Source organism: Sneathiella chinensis (genome assembly GCF_012720115.1).
Classification (GTDB): Bacteria; Pseudomonadota; Alphaproteobacteria; order Sneathiellales; family Sneathiellaceae; genus Sneathiella; species Sneathiella chinensis.
The window spans coordinates 12665-32011 of the sequence record NZ_VNWN01000006.1; the positions used below are offsets into that span (position 1 = coordinate 12665).

Consider the following 19347-nt stretch of genomic DNA (forward strand, 5'->3'; position numbering starts at 1 on the left):
TCCAATGAAAGCACTGTTACAGTTTTCGGCAAGTGAGCGATTAAAGGCCCGTCTCGCGTCCTTGAGCGGGCTCTACGTTACGGTTGTTGAGGAAAGGGATGAGCTGGGTTTCCGGCGGGCTATAGGCGATACGGATGTCCTGCTTCATGTGCTGGAGCCGGTGACCGCGACAATGATTGCGATGGCACCGAACCTGAAACTGATCCAGAAAATTGGTGTGGGGGTCAACACGATTGATCTGGATGCCGCGAGGGAAGCTGGCGTACAGGTTGCCAACTTGCCCGGAACCAACACGGCTGCCGTTGCCGAACACACCCTTTCGCTGATGCTGGCAACGCTTCGGCGGGTGACGGCGTTTGATCAGGCGACCCGGAAGGGAGCCGGCTGGCAGATCCCTCCCGATCAGGCGGAAGCACTGGGGGAGATTAACAGAAGCCGAATTGGCCTGATCGGTTTTGGGGCTGTCGCAGAAAGGCTGGCCTCCTATCTGAATGCAATGGGGGCCAAGGTCCAGTATTGGAGCCGGTCACTTCGCCCAAACGCAGATGCCGCCGCGGTGTCTTTCGATGAGCTTCTGGAAACCAGTGACATTATCTCTTTGCATATTCCGGCAACGCCCGAGACCGTGGGGCTTTTGGATGCCGCCGCCCTGCAGAGGATGAAGCCGGGGGCGATCCTGATCAATACGGCAAGGGGAAATCTGGTTGATGAAGCGGCTTTGGCGGTGGCCTTGAAGTCCGGCCATATAGGCGGTGCCGGGCTGGACGTTTTTGAAGATGAACCCATGCGTGGGCAAAGCGATCTTGTGGTGTGTCCAAATGTGGTGATGACGCCCCATATTGCGTGGCTAACCCCGGAGACCCTTGACAGAAGCCTGAGGGTGATCGAGCAGAACTGCCAGAGAATTGCCGAGGGCAGGGACGTTTTACACAGAATTTGGTAATTCTCTCATGTGCTAGTATAAAGCACGAATACGTATATTCATACGCTGAAGCGGATAACTGAAAGCATGAAGCAGCCCTATAAATTGGCCACAGCACGGGATGTCGCGGACAAGGCAGAGGTTTCTGTCTCGACCGTTGGGCGGGCGCTTGCCGATGACCCAAGGATCAGTGCAAAGACCAAGTCTCGCGTGAAAGAGGTGGCGACCCAGCTCGGCTATGTTGGAAACCTGTTGGCGCGCCAGATGCGGGGGGCCAAAAGCAACCTTATTGGCCTGATGCTGCCTGATATTCGCAATCATTTCTATGCAACGATCGCAGAAGCCCTTTCTGAATGCTGTAGCTCGAACGGGTATCAACTCGCCCTGTCAATCGCCAATGACCCGGAAACCGAAGCGCGCCATGTGACCGAACTGATCAGTGCAAGAGCCGCTGGTATCGTGATTGTGCCGACGGCCAATCCGAAACGGGAAACGCAGGATCTGCTGAATAATTTTCCCCATGTTCAGTTGTTGCGGCGGATTGAAGCCTATAATTCGGCGTGGTTTGGCATCAATGATGAAGATTGTCTGTGTGAAGGGACCAAGCATCTGCTCAGCCTTGGTCATCGGCGCATTGCCTATATCGGTGGTTCGCGTGAACTGTCGACCGGGAAGGCCCGCTGGAAAGGATTTCGCCGGGCGTTCACCGAAATGGGGATTGAACCGGATCACGCGATAGAGATTTTTGGACCTCCGTCCTCCACCCGGTTTGGCGCCGATGCCATGAATGATCTTCTAAATCGCCCCGAACCCCCAACGGCCCTGATCACGGGGACAATTCGGGTGACGCAGGCAATCCTCGAAATCTTGCATCAGCGCGGAATCTCGGCCCCGGACGATATCTCGATTGTGGGCTTTGGGGATGCACCGGAATTTAAATGGTGGGGGCAGGGGCTGACCACCCTGTGTATGCCGATCGAGGATCTCGCGACGACCTGTGGTCTTTGGTTCTTGTTCCACCTTGACGCCGAGAAACCCACCCATCTGCAGCATTCGTCCCTGGCCCGGGCAACATTGACCATCCGAGGCAGCACCGCCCCCTTGGCAGGGTGAAGAAGGCCTTCGGACTGAACGTCAGAATTCGATGTAGGCGATCTATCCCCGCAGGTGCGGGGGAACCGGTGCCGGATGCGTATGCCAGTTCAAGGATGAGTTTGAAGCTTGCCGAAGCGCTGGGGCGGTTGTATCGGCGCTGAACGCCCATGACAATGACAAGGCTCCGGTCGCTGCCAAAGAGGCACCGGAAACAACATATGGTCTGTGGTCGGCGCGGGCGGTAACCGGTCCTTTTTGAGGGCTGATCATGAGATTTCAACTTTTCCAGTAGGGATCGCGCGCCGCCGGTTCCAGCATAATATACCGGAGGTCCGCGTCATCGACGGTGACAAAGGCCGTCCAGATTTCGGCGGACAGGGGCAGGGGCCCGCGTTTGCGGTCCAGGCGGGCGATTTCCGCCGCCGTGGCCCGATCCACGTATCCCAGATGATATTGGGGTTCAAAATCGGGGCCGCCCATGATCTTGATGGCATTGGGGTCGTGCTCGTTATCCGGTTCGCGCTGGAGGATCAGGCCAAACACTTCGCCGGCGGCCTCCCGCTCCACCGCCATTGTGCAAAAATCACGGGCCTTTTTGCGGCGCCAGTAAGCGCCCGCGACCTTTCGGACGCCGCCGCGCTGCCGCCATTTGCGATCCGGCGGGCGGTGGCGGTGTTGGAATTTATGATCCAGATGAAACAGGGGGCGCACCACGGGAGGCCAACCCAAATCGTTCGGTTCCGGGGGCGGCGCCCAATAGGTGGTGGGCGCCGATTTTTTGGGTGGTGCGGGGCGGGGGGCCAAGGGGCGCGCCCGGTTTTCCTGCCACCAGCGGGCAAGGGCTTTGAACATTGTTTCCGTCTCCCATTTTTGGCGGGGGTGATCCCCGTCCGGGTTGAAAATATCATATTTGATAATCGTAATAAAGGGGCGCTGGATGTGCCGGGGCGGGCCGCATGAGAAAGGTGCCCCCCTGAACCACCGGGAATTTCCTTTGCAAGAGGCAGTGGTTCCGGGTAAGCCCCGCAGGTGTGGGAGAGCCCTTTTTCTTTGCAATTCAACCACTTGAACTAATGTTTTATTGAATTTCTAAACATGGGCTAGTCTAGGTATTTTCTTTTGGCCGATTGTGTAAAGCAGAACCAGCTTCAGAACCGGATAGGTGAAGGTTGAAAGTTAACCCTTACAGGAAAGTTGCAGCGCCCGTGTTCGAAGTCGAGGGGCTTTTTTATCGGTACAACACATCCCTCTCTTAGTGCTGAAAATCGTTAAAAATTACGATTTGAGTAAGGGGCGGCGCAGGACTATTCCGCTGCTTTTCTCTGATACTGGTCGTTCAGGAAAACGGGGAGTGATTTTGCCATGTCGGCGATGACGGCATCCCAGTTGCCGCGCTGGGGTTGGCGGAAGAGGCGCATGTGGGGGTACCAGGGGGTGTCGGGGCGGTTCATCAGCCAGCGCCAGTCCGGGACAAAGGGCAGCATGGTCCAGACCGGGCGGCCCATCGCCCCGGCGAGATGGGCGGGGGAGCTGTCAACGGAGATCAGCATGTCCGACAGGGCCAGAATGGCGGCGGTGTCGTCAAAGTCGCGGATATCCCCAGACAGGTTGACCAGCTTCATGCCGTCCGGGGGCGTTTGGGCCTGTTCTTCTTTCGCGCCCTTTTGAACGGAAAGAAAGGTCGCGTCCCGGTTATGTGCTGCCAGGGGCGCCAGTCGGGACAGGTCCATGGACCGGTTGGCATCATTTGTATGCGTGGGGCGTCCCGCCCAGACAAGGGCGATTTTCGGGCCCCGTATGGAGGCCAGTTTTTTCCGCCATTCTTTCAGGCGCAAAGGGTCGGGGTGAAGGTAGGGAATTTCACCCGGAAGGTCCGTAATCTGAAGCTTCATGGCCATGGGCAGGCTCATCATTTCGCAATGCAGATCAAAAGGACCGGGCAGTTGACCACGGACGATAATCTTGTCAGCCCCGGACAGGCGCTGGGCGAAAGGAAGAAGGTCAGGGGAGATCTGCAGGATAATATGGGCCTGACTGTGCTTCTTGACCCACGGGATCATCCGCATGAATTGCAGGGTATCCCCGAACCCCTGTTCATCGTGAATAAGAAGGGTTTTCCCGGCAATCGGGGCACCGTCCCAACGGGGGACCTGAACCGTGCGTTTCAGATTGGTCGTATGCGGCAGGTCATAGCGGAAGCGGTATTGGCGCCACCCGGAATCAAAGTCCCCCAGCAGCAACAGCGTTTCGGCAAGTTCAAAGCGCAAGACGACATTGTGCGGCAGGTGCTGAACCAGCATTTCCTGAATGACCTTGGCTTCCTCAATCCGGCCCTGCCTGCGAAGGGCATGGGCCAGCAGATGCCAGATATCAAGCGGACCCGTACCAGAGGAGAGGGCCGCCCGGGCCTTGGCTTCTGCCTGTTCAAGCTGATCGGAATCAATGCATTGCCGGATGTCGTTTAGAGCGGCTGACAGGGTTTCCGGGGTCATTTCATTCCTCCGGCACCCCATCGGGATAGAGGGCATTGGTCAGCGGTTGTAGATAGGGGCGGTATTTCTGCCATCGCTTGACGCTGGTGCGGTAAATCGGCTCGCGCACTTGTGCAAAGCTCAAGGTCGATATGGGGCGCTCTGTCTTGTGAAAGTCGAGACAGGCCTCGTCCCAACCAAGCCCCAGAAAATCAAGGAGCTTGCGGGTTTCCCCTTCCTGATCCTCGACCAGTGTCTCATAGTCCACAACGGCCAATCGATCGGCTGGCAACAGGTCATGCCAGTGCTCCATCAGGGCGTTGTAGCCATTGTAAAATGCCCCAAGTTCAGCAAGGTCATAGGAGAATTTCTGGGGCGCGCCAAACAGGCTGGTATAGCAGGACAGGCAGGTATCAACAGGATCACGCCGGCAATGAATGATTTTTGCATTTGGAAACATCAGGTTGATGAGGCCGACATGGAGAAAATTGGCGGGCATTTTATCAACAAGATGGGGCGTGTGCTGCGCCTTGTCCCGAATGACTTGCAGATAGGCGTGGCTTGCCTCCGTCAGTATTTGAGGGGGCAGTTGTGCCATAAAGTCCGGGAAAGAGGCGTTGATTTCGGGTTTTGCCGCGATGTGCTGGACGAGCCCGAGGAGCGTATCAAGCTCTCCGCCGCCATGAACCATCGGGTGAGAGGCAAGGATCTGTTCAACGAGGGTCGTCCCGGACCGGGGCATGCCGACAATAAAGATGGGGGCATCGGAAGGGTTGCCACCGCCTGAGAAGGTTTTCATAAGGTCGGGCGTGAAGGTTTGGGCAATGGATGCCAGCCAGTTGAGGGTTTGATCGGAATCGTAAGACAGGGTCTGGCGTTTTGCCTTGTTGCCGGCGGCAAAATGCTGAAAAGCCTTTTCGGGGTCGCCGCTATCCAGAAACGCCTTGCCCAGCACGAAGTGCAAGGTCATGGCTTCCGTTGGGGTAGGCGCGTCATTCCCCGTCGCCGTCAGCATGGCCGCGATCTTGCCAATCATCGGATCATCGGCGGTAAAGGTGGTGATCTGGCTGTAGGTCAAAAGCGTGTCGGCAAGACGGCCGCCTTGCTGATAGGCCTGTTCGATGAGGGCGCGGGCGCCTTCCCGATCACCGGTTTCCATCAGAAGCACCGCTTTGCCCAGCAGGGCCTGCACAGGATTGGGGTTGGGCCGGGAAAGGGCCTTGTCGTAATGGGCCCTGGCCTCGTCGGTTCTGCCAAGGGATTTCAATATGTCCGCATATACCTGACAGGCTTCGCCGCTTTGAGGGGATTTCTGGAGGGTCTCGCGGGCGGATATTTCGGCCTCGGCGTGACGACCGGTCAGATGCATGATTTTGGCGCGTGTCAGCAAGGTTGCCGGATGCTCCGGTGCGAAGGAGGCAAGGTTGTCCAGCCACATTTGGGCTTGCGCCCCATTTCCCCGTCCAATGGCAATCCCGGCCGCATTGATATAGGCATCCATGTAACGCGGGTTGATCTCAATGGCACGATTGACCGCTTCCAGGGCGGCATCAAAATCACCTGTTTCCTTCAGCAGAAAGGACAGGTTGTTATACGCCTCGGCATATTCCGGGGCGAGTTCCGTGGCTCTGGTATAATGGTTTCTGGCGTCTTCATGACGGCCAAGTCGCATATAGGTATTGGCGATATTATTATGGGTTTTCGGGTTTTGCGGCGCGATCCTGTCAGCGTTCAAGAGGCAGGTAAGGCTTTCATCAAATTTACCGCTTTCCTGCAGGATGATGCCCAGATTGCTCCAGCAGTCCGGTTGGTTCGGGGCCAGTTCCACGGCACGCCTGCCAGCGACCTCGCCGCGCGCCAGGTCGCCTGCTTGCCGGTACATTTCTGCAAGATTGCTGAAAAACATGGCGTCCGCCTGCGGCGATTGACAGGCGTGGCTGACAAACTCAATGGCAAGGACAAGGTTGCCTCGGGTATGTGCCATAAGGCCCATCAGGTGCAGGGTGTGGGGTTGGCTTGGAACGGCCTGCAGGATTTTCTGACACAGATGTTCGGCTTCTGCCAACTGGCCCGCTTGCCAGTGGCCATAGGCAGCATTGATCGCCTGATCAATGGTCATGGTGGTTTGTTGCGGGCCGGAAGGGGAGGGCGTTTTTTTCTTTACCATGGGGACATATTTAACCGGGCTGCTTCTGCAAACAAGAAGAATACGCAAGGTCTGGTGGTATTCTGAACGGGAAAGCACGCGGAATTGCGACAGTGTAAGCGCGCCGTTATGCGAAAAGAGGGGCGATCTGGAGGCGCCTCTTTCCGCATTTTGGTTTTATCCGTTCGGGGGCCGCGCCTAGAATTCCTGACGAATGACAAACATGCCGTTGTGGGATTGGTAATCGCCCCGGAAGTCCGCCGAATATTCCAGACGGAGGGACAGACCTTCATCTGCCATAAGGGTGCTGCCGACGCCGAACCGGGCGCCGCTGCTATCCGGCCGGTCCGCAGAAGACACAAACCCGACCCCACCCATGGACGCAGAAAGCGAGATGGGATCATTGGTGAAATCATGGACAAAGGCGCCCTTGACATCCAGGGTCATCGGACCGAACGAGGTGTCGATCCCCTTCGACAGGCGGGCCCCGATTTCACCCTCCAGTGAATTGAAGCTGTTGCTGTCGATGCGCAGATTGGCGACACCGGCCCCGGTTTCAGTGTAGCCATCACTGGTCACATGGGAAAAGCGCAGCGATCCCATGGGGGTCAGGGTTGTCGAGGCCGCGAGGGGGATGTCATATCCGGCCGCCATTCTGACGCTATAATGTTGGCCGTCATAATCTGCCTTCGCCACCTGATTTGCGAAATTGATGTCTCGATCCTGATCAAACCGGTTATAGGCAGCTCCGGCTTCGCCTTCGACGTACAGCGCCTGGCCATCAGGCCGCCATTTACCATATATGTTGAGGGCATAGGACTGCAGATGGGTGGTCTGACCGCTTGCCGCATCACTGCCGTCGGCTTTGCCGTACAACATGCTGACCGCAACACCGGCGGTGGTGTTTTCTGACAGGTTGGTATCAACACCAACCAGCAGCCCGGCATAATTGGCGTCATAGCCGCCTTCGGTGGCGGACCCGTCCAGTTCGGCGTGGCCGCCCAGAACCTGCCCCCAAATGCCAGAGGAGAGCGCCGCCGATCCGGCTGATGCCCCTCTCAGTGTTCCGTGGTCAAGATGGGCGACCTGACGGTTCTGGACCGCCTGGGTGACCGGCCCGGACAGGGCAAGGGAATTGGTGAAGTTGGACGCCGTTACAGCCGGGGCCAATTGCTGGATTGCACGCGTCTGGGCCTGCGGTGACAGCACGGCAAGATTGGTAAGCAGGCCGTTATAGTCGTTGTTGATTGAGAGCGTATCAAGGGCCTGTCCCAAGGAACCCTGACCGGCCTGCTGCCCTGCCGTTTGCCAGAGAGGCTTCGTCACAGGGGGCGGCGTTACAGGGGGTGTTACGGGCGGCGTGACAGGCGGCGTTACAGGGGGAGGGGACGCGATGGTGATGACAGAGCCATCCCCCGATGTGACGGTATTGTAATTTGCCCCTGAAATGGAAATGGTATCAAAGCCGCCGGTTGTTCCGCCCGCGGCATCAATAATGATGTACTGATCCCCTATTTGAATGGCGCCGGTACTGATTTCAACAACCTTGAGCGTCCCGTCCATGTTGGCCGTTCCGGAAACAACCAACTGGCCATGGTTTGATGAACTGACCCCGATAACCAGTGACCCTGAAGGCGTCTGGACATAATTTCCGGAAATATTCAGGGACTTGTTGACGTAAAGGGTTCCGCTGTTGGTGACGGCCCCAAGCCCGGAATTGGCAACAATATTGTCTTCAAGCAGCATGGAACCGGAGAGAAAGGAAACATTGCCCGCAGTAATTGTCCCTGACGTACCGGGCGCATGCCCTGTCAACGTGCCGATATCCCCGCCCGTGCCCCCGGTAAAGACAATGTCACCGTTTGTGCGAATATTGATATCGCCAGCGATGAGGCCACTATTGGCGATGGTGCTGATGGCACCGTTCTCGACCCGAATAGCCTGAGGGCCACTGATGGTACCGCTGTTGTTTAGGGTGTCGAGGACTGCCGTGTTTCCATACTTGTAAATACCGATGTTGGTGCCGGTGATGGAACCACTATTGGTCAGGCTGTTGACAACACCGTTCAGGCGCAAGCCTGTTTTCCCTGATATCAGGCCGCTGTTATCAAGGGTGCCAATCGTACCATAGGCAAAAACCCCGTAAAAGGAGGTGCCTGAAATTGTTCCTGCGTTGGTCAGGGTGCCGATATGACTGTTGGTCATATAAATGCCGCTCTGACCGCCTGTGATCACCCCCCCGGCGGCGTTGGACAGTGTGCCAATGGAAGCCCCGATGCCCAGGTCGATGCCATACAGATTGGTGCCTGAAATTGTTCCTGAATTTTGAATAAGGTTGATGGCGCCGGAAATAAAGTGAATGCCATATTTTGTCCCGTTGATCAGGCCGGAATTGGTGAGGGTGCCTAGCGTCCCGGTCCCACTATATACCCCTTCGGTCGTGCCTGTGATGGTCCCGTCATTTTTAATAAAATCCGCTGTCGTGCCGTCGGCCACAACGGCCATCATGAGGATGCCGGTTGAGGTGATCGACAGGTGGTCGCCTGTTCCCACGACTAAGGTACTTCCGGTGGCGGGCCCTACAACCGTGGCGGTCGCAGCCTGAACCGATGCCGTTGGCATGAAAGTGGTGAAAAGACTGGCGCTGATGGCAAGCCAGGAAGCATGATTACCAAGGCTTTTGCGAAAATTCATCCTAAACGATCCCTGTCGGTTTCCTTGTGGGTTCAATGCTATCCAGTTCATCACCGGAGAAACCGGGGAAATCGCTGGTTAATTGAGCCGGGACATCCGCCTGAAAAGACCGCAACTCTTTCTAACATCGAGAGTATTTCACGCAGTATAAGAAGCAATTTCATATATTTGTCAATCCAAAAATGATCACTATGTGATTGATTTTGAATGCCGATACCGTGAAACAGGCAAGGTCGCTCGGCATGGTGGAGCGCTGATTATGGGGGGAAGGATTAATTGCAGTTTCTTGATATTTGTCATGTGGGGGCTGAGTGTCTTTTGGTGAAATACCGGGGTTCCGTAATTAATCAAAATAATGTTCGTTCAGAAATTTGCGTGATGTATGAGGGGGAGTTTCAGACCACCATGGAAGGAGGGGGCAGCTTTTGACGCTGTTTTCATGGCATTTCCATTAAAAAATGACGGTGGTTCCATGATGACTTTATCCGGCAGGATTGCAAACGAGGGCTTGAAGCCCTTCATCGAAGCAAAACATGCGGTTGACGGCTACGCCTTGCCAAAGACCTGGGTGGTGGCGACAAACTCTGAACAGGCTCATTTTTTCCGAACAGGAACGCCCCATCTGGAGAAAATAGGAGAGGCCTGTCCGGTGAGTGAGCCCGAGGCCGAGATTACCAATGCCACCGCAGGGCGGATGCCCAACCCGTTTGGCGGCGGCGGGCGGCATCGCTTTGAGGCCCATGACAATGCGATGAGGCATGGCGAGGATGCGTTCATGCTGGCCTTGGCTGATTATTTGAACGAAGCCGTTGAGGCGCAGGCCTTTGATCGCCTGATCCTGATCGCCGCCCCGAAAACGCTGGGCCTGCTGCGCCCGAAACTCAGCAAGGAAGTGAACGCCAGCCTGACCGCCGAACTGGACAAGGACCTTGTGCATCTCAATGAAAGAGAGTTGTCCGACTATCTGGACAAGGCGATGTAGGTGCGATGAAGCACGCCCAACTGATTGGGGGGCGTCCCCCCTCGGGGTTGTTTTGTTCGTCTGGGGATTTTTCTATTTTCCGGTTTGGTAATGTATGTTGCTGAAAACTATCTGATATTCATCGCTCCAAATGATGATTGAGGGTGAAAAGCGATTTGGGGTCACTCCCCGGATCGCTTTTTTTGTTTTCAGGCTGTGGCAGGACCGGGTTTGTCCCTGCAAGCAGCCTTGTCGGAACAGCAAGGCTTGCGGAAAATTCTGGAAAGGCGTTAAATGAGGGGAAGGGAAGAAGAGCGAAGCAAAAAGCCCAATAAAAAAGAAGAACAAGAATAAAAACAAAAAGCAAAAAATGGAGGAAAACATGCAATCCACCGGTCATTTTACGGTTGCACCCCTTGAGAAGTCGTTTGGCGCGGTTGTTACGGATCTTGATCTGCGGGAGTTGGACGAGGCCGCGTTTGATGATCTTTATGCCGCGTGGCTGACCTATGGTCTGCTGATTTTTCCGGGGCAACATCTCAGCAAGGATGAGCAGATGACGTTTGCCCGGCGCTTTGGTGACCTGATTGAGGAATTGAAGGCGGTTCGGATCAGCAATGTGAAGGCAGATGGCAGCCTTCGGGATGCGCCGGATGATGACATGATGAAGATCATCCGCGGCAATATGGAGTGGCATCAGGACAGCACCTATATGCCGGTGCAGGCCAAGGGCGCGGTTTTCAGTGCCGAGGTTGTCCCCGCAACCCAGGGCGATACGGCCTTTGCCGATATGCGCGATGCCTATGATGCGCTGGACGCGGAGACCCGCGAGAAGATCGGCACACTGGCCGCCTACCATTCCCTTGAGCATAGCCAGAAGCGGATGGGCGCAGAGACCAAGCAGGAAAATAGTGAATATATCGGATACGGGATCAATGTGGGCGAGGTGCCGCTGCGCCCGCTGGTCAAGCTGCACCCGGAAACGGGGCGGAAGGCGCTGGCCGTTGGGCGTCACGCCTTCGGTATTCCGGGGCTGTCCGAAGCGGAATCTGATGCGCTGATCGACGAGTTGAACCGGTTTGCCGTCGCAGATGAGCGCCGGACCTATCAGCATCGCTGGACCGCCGGGGATGTGGTGATCTGGGATAATCGCTGTTTGCTGCACCGGGCTTGCGAGTGGGATTTCAGCGAACCGCGTGTGATGTTGCATTCCCGCATTGCCGGTGATCCGGAAACAGAACTGGCGCTGGCGCAGTAAAGGCCGGCTGTCTTGATGGTTGGGGCGGCCCTCCCTGTTCAGGTGGGCCGCCCCGTTTCGCTCCCGTCAGGCCGGGAGCGGGGGAGAAACTTTAACCAGCCGCAAGTTGGTTCTGGTCGGGAAAGATGATCTCGAAATTATTCTCCAGCGTTTCCCCGGTTTTCAGCAGATGCGCCTCGATCAGGGCAGCGGCCCCGTCCGCATCGCGGGAGGTGACGGCATTGGCAAGGCGCGTATGCTCGTCGTTCAGGTTCCGCTTCTTGTTCAGCTTCCGGTCGGTCAGGATGGGGAAGCGATAACGCTCTGTCTCCACATACAGTTTTTCCGCAAAGCTGAGCAGCCATTGTGACTGGCAACTGGCAATGAGGGCCTTGTGAAAGGCGCTGTGTCGCTTTTCAAGAGACAGGATTTCCTCGTTTGTGGCGGGGCGATCCAGTTCATTGAGGCGCTGGGATTGCAGGGACAGGGCATGCAGGGACGACACCACGTCAATTTCCCAGCGGTCATCCCCATATTGAATGGATTTGCGGATGGCATCTGTTTCGATCAGGATACGCGTTTGGATCACATCCCACATTTCCTCAAGCGAGATGGAGGATACCCGAAACCCCCGCGACGAGGCCAGATCCACCAACCGGTCCGCCTGTAACCGGTTCAACGCTTCCCGCAGCGGGGAAAAACCCGCCCCATAGCGAACCTTCAGAGCGTCCATCTTCAGCGGTTGCCCCGGAGGCAGCACGCCGGTCACGATATCGCTTCGGATCAGGTCATAGCAGTGATCTGCCAGTGTCATTGTCATTTTCCTTGATTAATCCCGTGTCAGGATACGGGAGGAACCGGTTTTCGCAAAATGAAAAATTTTCGAAAATCCGTATCGACATCGAAAATGTTATGTTTTATCGTTGAAAAAATTGAACGGAAATCGATGAAACGGGGCTGGGCAATGAAACGAGAAAATCACCGCGAAGATGTGATCGGTCGCGCCAATGTGGAAGATACTCAGGAACTGCTGGACTATTACGACCAGTTGGAAGAGTTCGATACCGGGGCGCTGTGGACCGTCGCCAACAAGATCGAGCCGTGGGAGCCGGCATCCACATCCATTCCCACCCTGTGGCGGTTTCAGGACCTGCGGGAGCATGTGCTCCGCTCTATTGAACTGGTGACGCCGGAGAAAGCCGGTCGCCGGGTTGTCTATCTGAACAACCGGGGGCGGCAGGATGTGGCCGCGGCGGTTGGCTGGATTTATGCCGGCCTGCAGGCCATGAAGCCGGGCGAGTTGGCCTCGGCCCACCGGCATTCGGCCAGCGCCGTCCGTTTCATCATGGAAGGGTCGGGGGCCTTTACCATTGTGGATGGGCACAAGATGACGCTGGGCGCCAATGATTTTGTCCTGACCCCCAACGGCACATGGCATGAACATGGCGTGTCAGAGGATGGGGAAACCTGCATCTGGCAGGATGGACTGGATATTCCCCTGATGAACGCGCTGGAGGCAAATTTCTACGAGGTGCATCCCGACCTCAATCAGGCGGTTGGCTACCCGGTCAATGACATGGTGAGCAAATGGGGCCAGTCCGGCCTGCGTCCCACCAATGAGGGATGGGGGAAGGGCTATTCGCCGCTGTTCAAGTATCGCTGGGATGTGACCTACGAGGCGTTGAACGACTATGCCGCTGTCACCGATGGGTCCCCCTTTGACGGGGTGATGATGGAATATGTCAACCCGGTCACGTCGGGGCCCGTGATGCAGACCATGGGCGCGTCCATGCAGATGCTGCGCCCCGGCGAGAAGACCAAGGCCCACCGCCATACGGGTAGCTATCTCTATCATGTGGCCAAGGGCGAGGGCTATTCTGTGATCAACGGACGCCGGTTCGACTGGCGTAAAAACGATATTTTCTGTGTTCCGTCGTGGGCGTGGCATGAGCATGCCAACAAATCCGCGAGCGAGGACGCCTGTCTGTTCTGTCTGAACGATCTTCCCGTCATGCGCAGCCTGGGTATCTACCGGGAAGAAGCGTTTGGCGACAATGACGGGCACCAGCCCGTCGCATAATCATTTGAGTTTAAGGAGAAAAGTATGAAGCTGGCGACTTATCGCGCCTCGGTGGAAAGCGCTGCGCGTCTGGGTGTCATTGTTGACGACATGATTGTGGATGTGGAGGCTCTGGCGGCCTGTTTCGCAGAGCAGTTGCCCGACAACATGCTTGATATGATTGACGCCGGACCGGCGGCGGTCGCGGCGCTGAAATCCCTTGTGGAGGATTGCGCCGGGCAGTGGCCTGTAAACACCGCATGGCCGGTCCAGAATGTGACGCTGCTGGCGCCCATTCCGCGCCCCCGCAAAAACATCTTCGGCATTGGCCTGAACTATGTGGAGCATGTGGCGGAAAGCGCCAAGTCGCTGGATACCTCCAAGGACCTGCCCGAGAAGCCGGTTGTGTTCTCAAAACCGCCGACCAGCGTTGTCGGACCGGGCGATCCGATCCTGCACGACAAGAACATGACACAGCAACTGGACTGGGAAGTCGAACTGGCCGTGATTATTGGCCGGAAAGCCAGCCGGATTGAAAAGGACGCGGCCATGGACTGTGTCTTTGGTTATTCCGTCATGCTGGATGTCAGTGCCCGCGACAACCGCCGCGCCGGTCAGTGGATCTTCTCCAAGGGGCAGGACAGTTATGCGCCGTTCGGTCCGGTCATTGTCACCGCAGACGAGATCGAGGATCCCCATAACCTGAACCTGTGGCTGACCGTGAACGGAACGGAAAAACAAAACTCCAACACCCGTCACATGCTGTTCAATGTACCGACACTGATTGCCGATATTTCTTCCGGTATTACGCTGGAGCCCGGCGATATCATTGCAACGGGCACCCCCGAAGGGGTTGGCGCCGGACGGGAGCCGCAGGAATTCATGTGGCCCGGCGATGTGATTGAATGCGGCGTCGAGAATATCGGCGTGCTGCGCAATCCGGTCGTTGACAGTTCCCGGAACTGACACCTGCCGTAGCTGACCCTGAACCAATCATCCTGAACAATCCGCGTGGTTTATCATGAATAAAGTTAAAGTCGCTGTCGCCCAGATTTCATCGGTTCCTGACAATTCTGTCGCAACTGCGGAAAAGGCGGCCGCCTATATCGAACATGCTGCAACCAAGGGCGCACGTCTTCTGGTTTTCCCGGAAGCGTTGCTGGGCGGATATCCCAAGGGGGCGTCTTTCGGGGCGCCCATCGGGATGCGAAAGCCGGAGGGGCGGGAAGCCTTTCAGCGGTACTATGATGCCGCCATTGATCTGGACGGGATCGAGGTGGATATCCTTCGGACCGCCGCGGCAGAACATGACATGTTTGTTGTCATGGGCTGTATCGAGCGCGATGGCGGAACCCTGTATTGCACGGTTCTTTATTTCGATGGACAGGATGGCCTTGTCGGCAAACACCGCAAGTTGATGCCGACCGGGGCGGAGCGCCTGATCTGGGGCTTTGGCGACGGGTCAACAATGGAGGCGGTCGAGACGTCCTTTGGGACGGTTGGTGCCGTTATCTGTTGGGAAAACTATATGCCCGCCCTCCGCATGCATATGTATGCGCAAGGCGTGAATTTCTATTGTGCGCCGACGGCGGACGACCGGGATACATGGCTTCCCAGCATGCAGCATATCGCGCTGGAAGGGCGGTGTTTTGTCCTGACCGCCTGCCAGTATATCACGCGCGGGGAATTCGGGGACAAGCACGAATCCGCGCTGGGAGATGATCCGAAAACGGTGATGATGCGGGGCGGCAGTGCCATTGTCGATCCACTGGGAGCTGTTCTGGCCGGGCCGGATTTCTCGGGCGAGAGCCTGCTGGTCGCCGAGGCGGACATGGAGGCCATTCCCCGCGGCAAGTTCGACTTTGATGTGAGCGGGCATTATGCCCGCCCGGATATCTTCGAGTTGCAGGTGGATGATCGGGAAAAGGCGGCGGTTCGCCGCGTGTCCAGAAAGGACTGATCCCCATGCATTTCGATTTTTCCGACCTGGACTCTGTCCAGGCCTACAAGCTGCTGGGGTCCACCGTGACCCCGCGGCCGATCGCCTGGATCACGACCCTGTCCCGGGACAAGGTTGTCAACGCGGCGCCTTATTCCTTTTTCAATGTCATGGGGCACACGCCGCCCACGGTGGCGGTTGGCATCCTGAAGGACCCGGTGAAGGGGTTCAAGGATACCTCTGCCAATATCATGGAGCAGGGGGAGTTTGTGATCAATCTTGTCCCCGAGGCCTTGGCAGAGGCGATGAATATCACCGCCATCGATGCCCCGAAAGAGGTGGGGGAGTTGGACCTTGCGGGCCTGACAACCCTACCGTCCGCGAAGGTGGCCCCGCCGCAGATTGCCCAGTCACCGGTCAGTATTGAATGCGTCAACCTGTCGTCTGTGGTGACAGGGCCGGAGCAGGTCATTGTCATCGGCCGGGTTGTGTCCATGCGCATTGACGACCGGTATGTGGAGAACGCGGAACGGTGTTACGTGGATACGGCCGGGCTTGATCTGGTCGGGCGTCTTCACGGGACGGGATGGTACAGCCGGACGCGGGATCGTTTCCAGATTGAGCGTCCCAAATATGCTGACTGGAAGAATAAAGAAGAAAAACAAACATCATGACCTACAGGAGGGTTCAAATGAAAATGTCAAAAATTGCAGCCATGTTGACAGTGGCAACCGTGGCTTTTACCGGAACAGCACAGGCCGAGGCGCTTAAGCTGCGTCTGGGAACCGGCACTCCGCCAAAGCATGTCTGGTCACAGGCGGCGGAACGTTTCGCGGACAAGATCGCCGAGGCAACCAATGGCGAGATTGAGGTTGCCGTCTTCCCAAGTGCCCAGTTGGGGACGGAAGGCGACCTGCTGCAGCAGATGCAGGTTGGCGTGGTTGACATGGGCGTGATCAGTGCCGCCGCCACAAGCGCGAAGGCCCCCGCATTCCTTGCGTGGTTCTCCCCGTTCAAGACAAGCAGCGTGGAAGACACCATTGCCGCCTCCAAAACCGAGGTTGCCGGGAAAATTCTGGGTGAATTGCAGCCCCTCGGCATCAAGGGCATGGGCTATGTCTTTGCCGGGATGCGTCACATCCTGACAGCCAAGGACCCGGTAACCGGTCTGGACAGTCTGGATAGCAAAAAGATCCGCATCACACCGTTCCCGGGTATGCAGGTCTGGTGGAAAGCCGCCGGTGCGGTTCCGACCCCGGTACAACTGGGTGATACCTATCAGGCCCTGAGCACCGGTCTGCTGGACGGTGTTGATATCGATCTTGACGCGCTGGTTGGTTTCTCCATGCAGCAGGTCGCAGAGCACCTGACCGTGACCAGCCACATGGCGTTCCCGGGCGTTGCCATGGTGACCGAGGCCACATGGGAAAAAATGACACCGGAACAGCAGAAGACGTTCCGCGCTGTTATGGATGAGACCCTTGTCTGGGCCGGTGAGCAGCAGATTGCAGCGGAAGAGCGCAACATGGCCAAGCTGAAAGCGGAAATGACCGTGACAGAAATGCCGAACGCAGCGGAAGCCTTCTCTTCTGCCAACGAGGCGTTCAACAAGGCATTCGGCGATATTCCGCTGGTGGCTGAATTCCAGGCTACCGTTGGAAAGTAATCCGGCGTTTCCCCTGAAAACACCTGCGTAAGGGTTTTACATGGAATTATGTGTTTTGGTTAAAAACGGGGTCGTGGCGTTCAGCCACGGCCTTGCCCGCTTGGAGCTGTGGGTCTGCAAGTTTCTGATTGTGTTTTTTGCAGGCTTGCTTCTGGTCAACGTGTTGCTTCGGTATGTCCTGTCCAGCCCCCTCTATTTCGCAGAGGAACTGGCGGTCTATACCCTGATCTGGATGGCCTTTCTGGCCAGTTCCGTGGCCATGGCCAACCGGCAGATGATTTCCCTGACCTTTATTGCGGATTATTTGTCCGGCCCCGCCCGGACAGCCCTGAATATTCTGGTGGAAGCCCTGATGTGCGCGGTCAGCCTTGTGTTGATGTATGTCAGCTTCCGCTGGGTCAATTCCGGTGCTGTGGCGTTTGAGCAGGCGCTGACGCTTGGCACCCTGAAATGGCCGTTCTATTCCATCATGCCGCTGTTCTTTACCCTGACCAGTTTTCATACCTTTGCAAATGTCCTGTATTTGCTGGGCGGTGACGCCGGCCGGAATGAGGAGACATCATGACAGCCTTTGGTTTTGCAGCCCTGCTTTCGATCGGTATGCCGGTGGCCTTCGTGCTGCTGGCATCGACCTTTATCTTCATGTTCAGCACGGGCAATTTCCGGGTGCTGGACGCGATGCCGCAGATTATCTTCAGCGGACTGGAGATTTTCGACCTTCTGGCAATCCCGCTTTTCATCCTGCTGGGAGAGATCATGAATGCCGGGGGCATCACCCGGCGGCTGATCGGCGCGGCGCAGTTGATGCTGGGGCGTTTGCCCAATTCACTGGCCTATGTGTCGCTGACGGCCAACCTGATGCTGGCCTCGATCATGGGATCGGCCACGGCGCAGATCGCGATCATGAGCCGGGTCATGGTGCCGCAGATGGAAAAGGACGGCTATAGCCGCAGTTTCTCGGCGGCGCTGGTGGCAGGGGCGGGCATGTTGGGTCCGGTGATCCCGCCGTCCATGATCTTCATTATCTTTGGCGTGGTGGCGCAGGCCTCCATCGCGGACATGTTCATTGGCGGCATTCTGCCGGGTACCTTCCTGTTCGTGTTGCTGGTGGTGTATATCTCCATCAAGAATAAAATTCGCATCGCCCCCGAAACCGCCGAAGTGGCAGAGCGTGAGGGCCTTCGGAAAAGCCTGTTTGGGGCCGCGGCCGGAATGTCCATTCCGGTGATCATTGTATGCGGTATTTCCTTCGGCATCGTTACCCCGACCGAGTCGGCAGCGCTGGCAACCGGTGTGGCCATCTTTTTGGGGTTCTGCCTGTACCGGGATTTGAAGATCAGCGATCTTTCGGACATTCTCGGGCGGACAGCCTCCAATTCTGCGCTGGTCCTGTTCCTGATTGCGACGGCCAAGGTTTTCGGCTGGGTGCTGACCTATAATCAGGTGCCGCAGGCCATGGCTGAAGTGCTGCAAAGCCTGACCTCAAGCGCGCCGGTTTTCCTTCTTCTGGTCTTTGCCTTCGCCATTCTGGTCGGGGCGTTTCTGGACGGGATTGCGGCCTTGATCATTCTGGTGCCGATCCTGCTGCCGATCGCGACCGGGGTTTATGGCATTGATCCGATCCATTTCGGGGTGGTGGTCTGCATGACCCTGACCATCGGTCTGCTGACCCCGCCGGTGGGAACCGGGCTCTATATCGCGTCGGCGGTGGCCAACGTTCCTTTCCCGAAACTGGTCCGGGAGATCATTCCCTTCGTCCTGATCACCATGCTGGTGGTGATCGCGACCATCCTGTTCCCGGCACTGGTCATGTGATCCGGGGACCCTCATGCGGACGGCGCCAGTGGGGCAGGCGCCGTCCTCAACCTTCCCCCGCCAAGAGGGATCCTGTCGCAAGACAGGGTCCTTCTTTTGTATGGGGGCCTTGCTTGTGGCTGTCCGGTCTTCGCCATGGAAAGGTTTTCCCAAGCGCGGGGGCAGGGGGCACAGTGCCGCCCTTCTAGAATGCGGCCCATCCGTCAGCAGCAAGGGTGTTTCGTGCCGGGGTTGTGATTTTGGGGGCGGGGGCATCATAAAACTTTAACAATGTAAACGTTTACATTCTGAGAGATGCTTGTATTCTTTAGAAAATAAATTGACGAAACAGGGGGTTTCGGG

Annotated in this window: 17 protein-coding genes; 11 read left to right on the forward strand and 6 right to left on the reverse strand. The window is 56.9% G+C overall.

All coding sequences use genetic code 11. From position 1 onward, the window contains the following. Window positions 1-4 precede the first annotated feature (4 nt). Complete coding sequence (locus FQB27_RS10180) at window positions 5-943, forward strand: 2-hydroxyacid dehydrogenase (RefSeq protein ID WP_169560947.1); 939 nt, start codon at window positions 5-7, stop codon at window positions 941-943. Between the two features lie 66 nt (window positions 944-1009). Next, entirely contained in the window at window positions 1010-2035 is a 1026-nt protein-coding gene (locus FQB27_RS10185) for a LacI family DNA-binding transcriptional regulator (protein ID WP_206374542.1), read from the forward strand. Between the two features lie 258 nt (window positions 2036-2293). On the opposite strand, the gene FQB27_RS10190 is transcribed toward FQB27_RS10185, so the two are convergent. From FQB27_RS10190 to FQB27_RS10205, 4 genes are all read right to left on the reverse strand, one after another. Beyond that, the gene (locus FQB27_RS10190; RefSeq protein ID WP_169560948.1) at window positions 2294-2869 is read right to left on the reverse strand and encodes an HIRAN domain-containing protein; all 576 of its coding nucleotides are present in this window, start codon (window positions 2867-2869) and stop codon (window positions 2294-2296) included. A 452-nt stretch (window positions 2870-3321) separates the two neighbouring features. Continuing rightward, on the reverse strand, window positions 3322-4509 hold the full coding sequence (locus tag FQB27_RS10195) for a glycosyltransferase family 9 protein (protein WP_169560949.1): 1188 nt from the start codon (window positions 4507-4509) through the stop codon (window positions 3322-3324). 1 nt (window position 4510) lies between these two features. Continuing rightward, complete coding sequence (locus FQB27_RS10200) at window positions 4511-6655, reverse strand: tetratricopeptide repeat-containing sulfotransferase family protein (protein ID WP_169560950.1); 2145 nt, start codon at window positions 6653-6655, stop codon at window positions 4511-4513. A gap of 177 nt (window positions 6656-6832) precedes the next feature. After that, window positions 6833-9328 (reverse strand): autotransporter family protein, encoded by a 2496-nt coding sequence (locus tag FQB27_RS10205; protein WP_169560951.1) that lies wholly within the window; start codon window positions 9326-9328, stop codon window positions 6833-6835. A 472-nt stretch (window positions 9329-9800) separates the two neighbouring features. Between FQB27_RS10205 and FQB27_RS10210 the strand changes: the two genes are divergently transcribed. Then, the gene (locus FQB27_RS10210; protein ID WP_169560952.1) at window positions 9801-10310 is read left to right on the forward strand and encodes a host attachment protein; all 510 of its coding nucleotides are present in this window, start codon (window positions 9801-9803) and stop codon (window positions 10308-10310) included. A 118-nt stretch (window positions 10311-10428) separates the two neighbouring features. On the opposite strand, the gene FQB27_RS10215 is transcribed toward FQB27_RS10210, so the two are convergent. Further along, window positions 10429-10689: a hypothetical protein gene (locus FQB27_RS10215; RefSeq protein WP_169560953.1), complete on the reverse strand. Its 261-nt coding sequence runs from the start codon at window positions 10687-10689 to the stop codon at window positions 10429-10431. Here FQB27_RS10215 and FQB27_RS10220 point away from each other — a divergent pair. Continuing rightward, window positions 10672-11547 carry a TauD/TfdA dioxygenase family protein gene (locus FQB27_RS10220; RefSeq protein ID WP_169560954.1) on the forward strand — a complete coding sequence of 292 codons (876 nt, stop codon included), beginning with the start codon at window positions 10672-10674 and terminating at the stop codon, window positions 11545-11547. The genes FQB27_RS10215 and FQB27_RS10220 overlap by 18 nt on opposite strands. 91 nt (window positions 11548-11638) lie before the next feature. Here FQB27_RS10220 and FQB27_RS10225 read toward each other — a convergent pair whose 3' ends face one another. Next, the gene (locus tag FQB27_RS10225; RefSeq protein ID WP_169560955.1) at window positions 11639-12340 is read right to left on the reverse strand and encodes an FCD domain-containing protein; all 702 of its coding nucleotides are present in this window, start codon (window positions 12338-12340) and stop codon (window positions 11639-11641) included. Window positions 12341-12490: 150 nt separating this feature from the next. On the opposite strand from FQB27_RS10225, the gene FQB27_RS10230 reads away from it, so the two are divergent. The 7 genes from FQB27_RS10230 to FQB27_RS10260 are packed head-to-tail and all read left to right on the forward strand — an operon-like array spanning window position 12491 to window position 19005. Next, window positions 12491-13606, forward strand: coding sequence for a cupin domain-containing protein (locus FQB27_RS10230; protein ID WP_169560956.1), 1116 nt, complete (start codon window positions 12491-12493; stop codon window positions 13604-13606). Between the two features lie 24 nt (window positions 13607-13630). Then, entirely contained in the window at window positions 13631-14551 is a 921-nt protein-coding gene (locus FQB27_RS10235; RefSeq protein ID WP_169560957.1) for a fumarylacetoacetate hydrolase family protein, read from the forward strand. Window positions 14552-14606: 55 nt separating this feature from the next. Further along, entirely contained in the window at window positions 14607-15545 is a 939-nt protein-coding gene (locus FQB27_RS10240; protein WP_169560958.1) for a carbon-nitrogen hydrolase family protein, read from the forward strand. Between the two features lie 5 nt (window positions 15546-15550). Further along, on the forward strand, window positions 15551-16198 hold the full coding sequence (locus tag FQB27_RS10245) for a flavin reductase family protein (protein WP_169560959.1): 648 nt from the start codon (window positions 15551-15553) through the stop codon (window positions 16196-16198). A gap of 17 nt (window positions 16199-16215) precedes the next feature. After that, a complete protein-coding gene (locus FQB27_RS10250; RefSeq protein WP_169560960.1) occupies window positions 16216-17190 on the forward strand; it encodes a TRAP transporter substrate-binding protein in 975 nt (324 codons plus the stop codon). 40 nt (window positions 17191-17230) lie between these two features. Then, window positions 17231-17755, forward strand: coding sequence for a TRAP transporter small permease (locus tag FQB27_RS10255; protein WP_169560961.1), 525 nt, complete (start codon window positions 17231-17233; stop codon window positions 17753-17755). After that, a complete protein-coding gene (locus FQB27_RS10260) occupies window positions 17752-19005 on the forward strand; it encodes a TRAP transporter large permease (RefSeq protein ID WP_169560962.1) in 1254 nt (417 codons plus the stop codon). Before FQB27_RS10255 ends, FQB27_RS10260 begins: the two co-directional genes overlap by 4 nt. Window positions 19006-19347: the final 342 nt, after the last annotated feature.